Source organism: Streptomyces misionensis (genome assembly GCF_007896895.1).
Lineage (GTDB): Bacteria > Actinomycetota > Actinomycetes > Streptomycetales > Streptomycetaceae > Streptomyces > Streptomyces misionensis_A.
The window spans coordinates 1-6,006 of record NZ_VOGW01000021.1 but is presented as its reverse complement, the minus strand read 5'-3'; the positions used below and the strand labels follow the sequence as shown (position 1 = coordinate 6,006).

The following is a 6,006-nucleotide window of genomic DNA, read 5'->3' as shown; positions in this document are numbered from 1 at the left end:
CGTGGGGAGGGAGAGGGGGTGCGGCAAGCCGTGGAGGATGTGGGAGGTGGTCGACGTGAGCGGCGGCGGGGAGTGGGGGAGCACATGGGTAGCGGTGGAATGCGTCGAGGGAGGGGGGGCCGCCGGGGAGGACAGCGGCGCGCGGGGGTGCGACGGGGGCTGCCGGTCCGGAGGCCGGGGGCCTCGCCGTGGCCGCCGGGGTCAGCGAGCGGATCGTGCCGTGGAGGCGTTCGAAGACCTCGCGGGGCATGGTGTCGACCCGGTCGAGGATGTGCGCGGCCCGCGGGTCGGTGGCGCGGGCCTCCGCCTTCTCCTCGTCGGTCAGCAGCATCGTGCGCAGGGTCAGGATCTCGTCGATCTCCGCCGCGTCGTGCAGGTCGCCCGGGCTCTCCGGCGCCACCTGGGGATGGTCGGGCAGGATGATCGGCGCCGACAGCAGCACCGGACCCGTCTCGCCGTCACCGTCGCCGTCCGCCGGGGACGGCACCGCGCCGCCGAGGACCGGGAACGTGAACGCGTTGCGGCACTCGCGCGCGTGCCCGGCCAGGGCCGCGGGCGGATCGATCAGCGAGGCGAACTCCACGCCCTCGCCGCCGATGAGCGTATGCGTGGCGATCAGCGCGTCGCGCAGCGCCTCGCTCCGCACCGCCTTGGCGTCGGCCGGCTCGCCCGTGTTCCCGGTGCGCACCAGCAGGCGGTACAGCCCCGGCGCCAGCGGCCGTACGCCGACGCTGGTCTCGGCCCGCACCTCCCGGTGCCGCCGTACGATCCGCCCCGCGCCGGCGGGCAGCGGCTCGTAGCCGGTCCCGGCGGGGGCGGTGACCGTGACGGTACGGTCGCCGTCCAGCAAGTCGGCCAGCGGCACGGTCAGTTCGGTCTCGCGCGGCACGGCCTCGTCGAAGGAGAGGTGGGTGGCGCCGTCGTCCGTCCGCAGGGACTCCACCGCGCGGTGTCCGCCGCTCCCGTCGGCGGCCTCCACCTGCTTGTGCTGCATCTGGAGGTACCGCACCCGCACCCGCAGCACCGCGTCGTCCCGCCGTACCCGCAGCAGGCACTCGGTGCGCTGGTACCAGGAGTCCGCGGAGCCGGAGATCCCCGGCGCCACCGGCCCGTCGCGCTCCACCCAGGCCCGGGGCAGCAGTACCCCGAACTGCCAGCGGACACGGTTCTTGGCGGAGGACCGGCGGTACGGGTAGAGCAGATAGCCCTCGTAGAGGACCGCGTCCGCGACCGCGCCCAGCCGCTCGAAGGCCGTGGCGTCCGCCGTGCCGGCGCCGTCCGTCAGCACGGACCCGCCCACGCCGACCTGATCCGGCATCCCGCCTCCTCGTCACTGGTGCGCCCGCGGCCACTGGGGCGCGTCCGGGGAATTCCTTCCACCACGGTCACACCCGTCACGGTTCCTCGCCCCTTCGACGCACTCCCGTTGGGCCGGTCGGGCGACGCGGGGCGGAAGGAACCCGTGAGCGCGGCGCCTTCGGCCCGGCCGGCCTCGCCGGGACCCCATGTGCCCCGCCGCCTGCCGCATCCGCCGCCGCCCGTCGCCATCCGCCGCGGCCCGCCGCCGGAACAGGGCAGTGCGGATCGGCACGCGGCGAGGTCAAGTACCAATAACAGAGCGGTTGTTGGGGGTCCTGCCGGATGAGAAGACCGTTAGAATCGGTGCCCTTGGATCGTGGGATTGTCGAACAAAAGGGGAGTGGTCATGTCCGGAAATTTCGGGGCCCCAGGTGGGCCCGGAGACACCGGAAGAGCCGGTGATCCCGAACTGCCCTGGCCGTGGGGCCCGGGCCAGGGACGCAGCGTGCCGCCCATGCCGGCCACGCCGCCGCCCGCACCCCCGGACGCCTGGCGGGCCGTCGCCGTCGCCCTGCTCAACCTGACCGGTCTCGGCCTCGGCTACGCGCTCCTGCGCCGCCGGCTCCTGACGGCCGCGTGCTGGGTGGCGACCGGCATCCTGCTGCTGGTCGCCCTGCCCGCCGACGCCGACGGCGTCCCGGGTGCCGTCCTCGCCGGCTACCTCCTGGTCCTGCTCCTGGCGGCCGCCCACGGCGCCCAGGTCGGCTACCGCACCCACCTCGCCCGGCCGGGCCGGACGCCCCTCGCGGCGGTGCTCGGCCTGGTGCTGCTCGCCGTTCCGGCCGGCGGCGCGCTCTGGTACCGCGGCGCCCACGACGAGGCCGTCCAGCAGGCGCTCCTCGACCGCCTGGCGCGCGCCGACCGCCTGGTGGCGGCCGACCGGACCAAGCCGTACAACGGGGCGCAGAACGACTACCGCGAGGCCCTCTCGGTCTACCGCGACATCGCCGTCGGCCACTCCGGCTCGCGCGCCGCCCACCGGCTCCCGGCCAGCCTGCACACCTACTACACCACGGTCGCCGCTCCCTACACCGACCAGCAGTACTGCGACGCCATAGCCCCGCTGACCTACCTGCGCACGGTGCCCGACCACTTGCCGAAGTCGGTGCTCGGTTCCCTGGCCGACTGGCCCGACGACCGGCTGGCGACCTCGCTCTACGAGTGCGGGACCCAGCAGATCGCGGTGGGCGACACGACCAACTGGGTCGCCCACTTCGGCGACCTGATGAAGACCTTCCCCCGGTCCGCGCAGGCGGCCGAGGTCGGCCCCGCCGTCGACGCGGAGGTGAGCAGCGAGGAGAAGGCCATCGACTCCCAGGCCTGCGTGGCCGTGGAGAAGCTGAGCCGGCTGAACACCGGGATCGGCGAGCTGTCCGCCGCCGTCGGCGACACCGACGGGGGCCTGGCCAGGGCCGCGTCCCGGGCCAAGCGCATCGGCGACGACGGGGCGTACTCCTGCGGCATCGAGGAGTACGAGAACGGCGACTTCCTCGGCGCGCAGAAGACCATGACCGACTTCATCGCCGGTCACCCGCACCACAAGAACCGGGAGCGGGCCCAGAAGATCGAGATAGCCGCCGAGGTCGCCCAGACCATTCCGGCGGCCGGCAAGAAGCTGCCCACCACCGCCTCCGGCGGCAGCATCACCGTCACGGTGAAGAACGACAGCCCGGACGACGTCACCGTCCTGTACACCGGCCCGGTCACCGGCAGCTTCACCCTCAAGGGCTGCGGGAGCTGCTCGTCGTACTCGATGTACGAGACGCTGCTGTCCACCTTCAAGCCGTGCGCCGGCGGCAAGGACTACCCGCAGCGCACCATCCAACTCCCGCCCGGCACCACCTACTTCGTGCACAAGCCGGACAGCGGCAAGGTGACCACCGCGGGCTCGGACACCGCCAAGCTGCGGCCCGGGTACATCTACACCGAGTGCGCGTACACCACCCGGGGCATCGGCTCGGGGACCTGACCGGCGGCGCCGCCGGTCAGGCCGAGCGGGGGGTCACTCCGGCCGGCCGCCCCGGCGGCGCACCGCCACCAGCACACCGGCGCCGGCCAGCACGGCCGCGCCCGCGGCGCCCGCCAGCGGCAGCGCCGAACCGGCACCGGTGTTCGCCAGGCTGCCACCCGTGGTGCCGCTCGTGGTGCCGCCGGACGGACCGCCGGTGCCGCCGGTGGACGCGGTGCCGGTGGTGCCGGTGGTGCCGCCCGTCGTGGACGACCCGCCGGTCGTGGCGGTGCCGCCGGCGCCCTTGCCGGTGCCGCCCGTGGTCGTCGTGGAGCCGGTGCCGCCCGTCGTGCCACCGCCGCCCGTGCCGCTGCCGCCGCCGGTGACGTCGAGCGTGACGACCGCGGTGTCGTTCTTCTTCTCGTGGTCGAACGGCCGGGGTTCCTCGGTCAGTTCGACGTAGCCCCTGGCCCCCGGCACCGCCTTGTCGATCCGCACCTTGAAGGTGTAGGTCTCCCCGCCGCCCTCGGTCACGAAGGACTCGCTCGTGCCGCAGGCGTAGGACTCGGCGCCGGTGTTCTTGCAGAAGCCGTCGGGCCGGGCCATCGAGGTGCCCTCGGGCAGCGTCACCAGGACGTGGGTGGCGCTCTGGCCCGCATCCCGCAGCACCCAGGCGGGACCCGCGTTCTTGAACGTCACCCGCAGCGTGACCGTGTCCCCGACCCGGCCCCGCAGCTTGGCGCCGGTCACCTGGAAGTCGGCCGTGTTGTCGGCGGTCACCGCGACGTCCGCGGCGTCCCAGCCGTCGTGCTGCGCGGACCCGGGCCGCGCCGGGGTCTCGTCGGGCCGCTCGGCCAGTTTCACCGCGGGAGCGGTGCCGCGCACCGGGGCCGAGGCGTTGTCGCCCGGGCCGGTGTCGGCGGAGTCGACCGTCACCCGCAGCCGGTCGTACAGCGCCCGGTCCAGCGCCTTCAGGGACAGCGGACGCTCCGGCGCGTAGACGACGCCCGGGCGCACCGGCTGGTCGAACTCGCAGACCACCTCGGAGCGGCCCGGCTCCTCGTCGGCGGCGGAGATCTCGTAGCGCAGGCAGTTGGCGGGCACGTCCGGCTGGCTCAGGCCGCGGGTGACCGAGTACGACATCCAGACCTTGTCCAGCGCCGCGTCGCCGGTGTTGGTGAACGTGGGCGCGAGCTGGAGGTCGCTGCCCGGCTTCACCTTCTCGAACGGGGCGATCCTGCCCAGCACCAGGCCGGTCGTGGGGTCGTCGGCGGCCGCGGCCGGCGCGGCGCCCAGGGCGATCAGGGCGACGGCACCGAACGCGCCCGCACTCTGGCGCAGTGCACGGGGGCCGGGGGAGCTGAAGGGCATGGAATCCTCTGACTGGAGCGACGGCGGTGGACGAACTGACAAGCGGGGAACGTGAGTTCCCCGCTCTGTGAGACGTCTGTGCGACCCGGACGGTTGTACGGGACATCCGTCGGATTCCATGCCGCGCGGGACCCCGCCCCGGGCGGGCCCGCGAGTGCCTCAGCCGGCCGCGTTGTCGGTGCGCAGGCGCACCTGTTCCTCCAGCCGGCGCAGGCTGCCCTCCAGGGCCTCGGCCACCGCGCGTTCGCCCGGGTCGTGGCGCTCGTCGAAGAAGGACAGGTGGACGGTCACCTCGCTGGCGCCGCTGCCGATGCCCGCCACCTGGAGCCAGCCGGCGTACTCGCCCTGCTCGCGGGTGCCCCACTCCAGCCGCATCTGGTCGGGTCGGGCCCGCAGCAGGGCGGCGGTGTCCTGGTCGGTACCGGCCTCGTGCACCGTGACGGCGGGCGGTTCCTCGGGGGCCACGTGCAGGGCGTCCGGGAGCCAGGTGTCCAGCTGCGTGACGTTGGCCGCCTGGTCGAAGACGTGCTCGGGCTGCGCGGGCATCGTGCGGGAACGTTCGTACTCGGCCATGGTGGCACCGCCCCTCCGGTCGGGAGTCGTACCCCCGCCGCGTGCCCCGTTCGCGGCGGCCGAAAAGCGTGCGCCGTGCGCCCTACGACACGGCCTGGCGGGCCGTGTGCTCCACCAGGGAGACGCCCGCGGCCATGGTGGCGCTGCCGTCGGAGAGGACGGCGACGAGACAGCGGTGGCCGTCGACCGTGACCGCGCCGACGCTGTTGACGTCCCACAGCCGCGTGGCGCTCCGCTCCAGCCAGCCGTTCTTCAGCTCCGGACCGGCGCCGGCCGCGCTTACGGCCGAGACGCCCCAGGACTGCTCGGGGAGCACCTCGCCCATCAGGGTGCGGATGTAGGCGCGGGATTCGGGGGTGAGCGCGGAGGGGGCGGTGTCGTCGAAGATCGCGCGCAGCAGCCGTATCTGATCGCTCGCGGTGGTCCGGGTCAGGCCCCACCGGCCGCCGGAGCCACCCGTGGTCGAGGTCAGTCCCAGGCGCTTGTTGGCCGCCTCGAGACCGGGGGCGCGGCCGATCTGCCGCCACAGGGCGTCGGCCGAGGCGTTGTCGCTGCGCCGGATCATCGGCTCGGCGTGGCCGCGCTCCTCGTCGGTGAGGGAGCGGTGGGCGTCCTGGGCCTGGAGCAGCAGCGCGGCGAGGATGTCGACCTTCACGATGCTGGCGGTGTCGTAGGCGCGGTCCGGGCCGTACAGCACGGGGGAGGCGTCGCCCGCGTCGAGGTCCAGGACGGCCGCCGAGGCGTGGGGGTCGGGG

The 6,006-nt window shown here is 74.3% G+C and carries 5 protein-coding genes; 1 reads left to right on the top strand and 4 read right to left on the bottom strand.

Annotated features, from left to right (window positions below):
• Window positions 1–1,318, bottom strand: a 1,318-nt coding sequence (locus tag FRZ03_RS03725) for a hypothetical protein (protein ID WP_261398516.1), incomplete at its 3' end; no start/stop codon positions are given.
• A 495-nt stretch (window positions 1,319–1,813) separates the two neighbouring features.
• On the opposite strand from FRZ03_RS03725, the gene FRZ03_RS03720 reads away from it, so the two are divergent.
• Window positions 1,814–3,328 carry a hypothetical protein gene (locus FRZ03_RS03720; protein ID WP_146463696.1) on the top strand — a complete coding sequence of 505 codons (1,515 nt, stop codon included), beginning with the start codon at window positions 1,814–1,816 and terminating at the stop codon, window positions 3,326–3,328.
• Between the two features lie 33 nt (window positions 3,329–3,361).
• Here the strand turns inward: FRZ03_RS03720 and FRZ03_RS03715 are convergent, their stop codons facing one another.
• From FRZ03_RS03715 to FRZ03_RS03705, 3 genes are all read right to left on the bottom strand, one after another.
• Window positions 3,362–4,678, bottom strand: a complete 1,317-nt coding sequence (locus FRZ03_RS03715; protein WP_146463695.1) for a hypothetical protein — start codon at window positions 4,676–4,678, stop codon at window positions 3,362–3,364.
• Window positions 4,679–4,837: 159 nt separating this feature from the next.
• Window positions 4,838–5,251, bottom strand: coding sequence for an SRPBCC family protein (locus FRZ03_RS03710; RefSeq protein ID WP_146463694.1), 414 nt, complete (start codon window positions 5,249–5,251; stop codon window positions 4,838–4,840).
• Between the two features lie 82 nt (window positions 5,252–5,333).
• On the bottom strand, window positions 5,334–6,006 hold a 673-nt coding region (locus FRZ03_RS03705), incomplete at its 5' end, for a serine hydrolase (RefSeq protein WP_146463693.1).

Bases quoted from the DNA above. Each gene is read 5' to 3' on its own strand.
- FRZ03_RS03720 (WP_146463696.1), top strand. From the start codon at position 1,814: ATGCCGGCCACGCCGCCGCCCGCACCCCCGGACGCCTGGCGGGCCGTC.
- FRZ03_RS03715 (WP_146463695.1), bottom strand. From the start codon at position 4,678: ATGCCCTTCAGCTCCCCCGGCCCCCGTGCACTGCGCCAGAGTGCGGGC.
- FRZ03_RS03710 (WP_146463694.1), bottom strand. From the start codon at position 5,251: ATGGCCGAGTACGAACGTTCCCGCACGATGCCCGCGCAGCCCGAGCAC.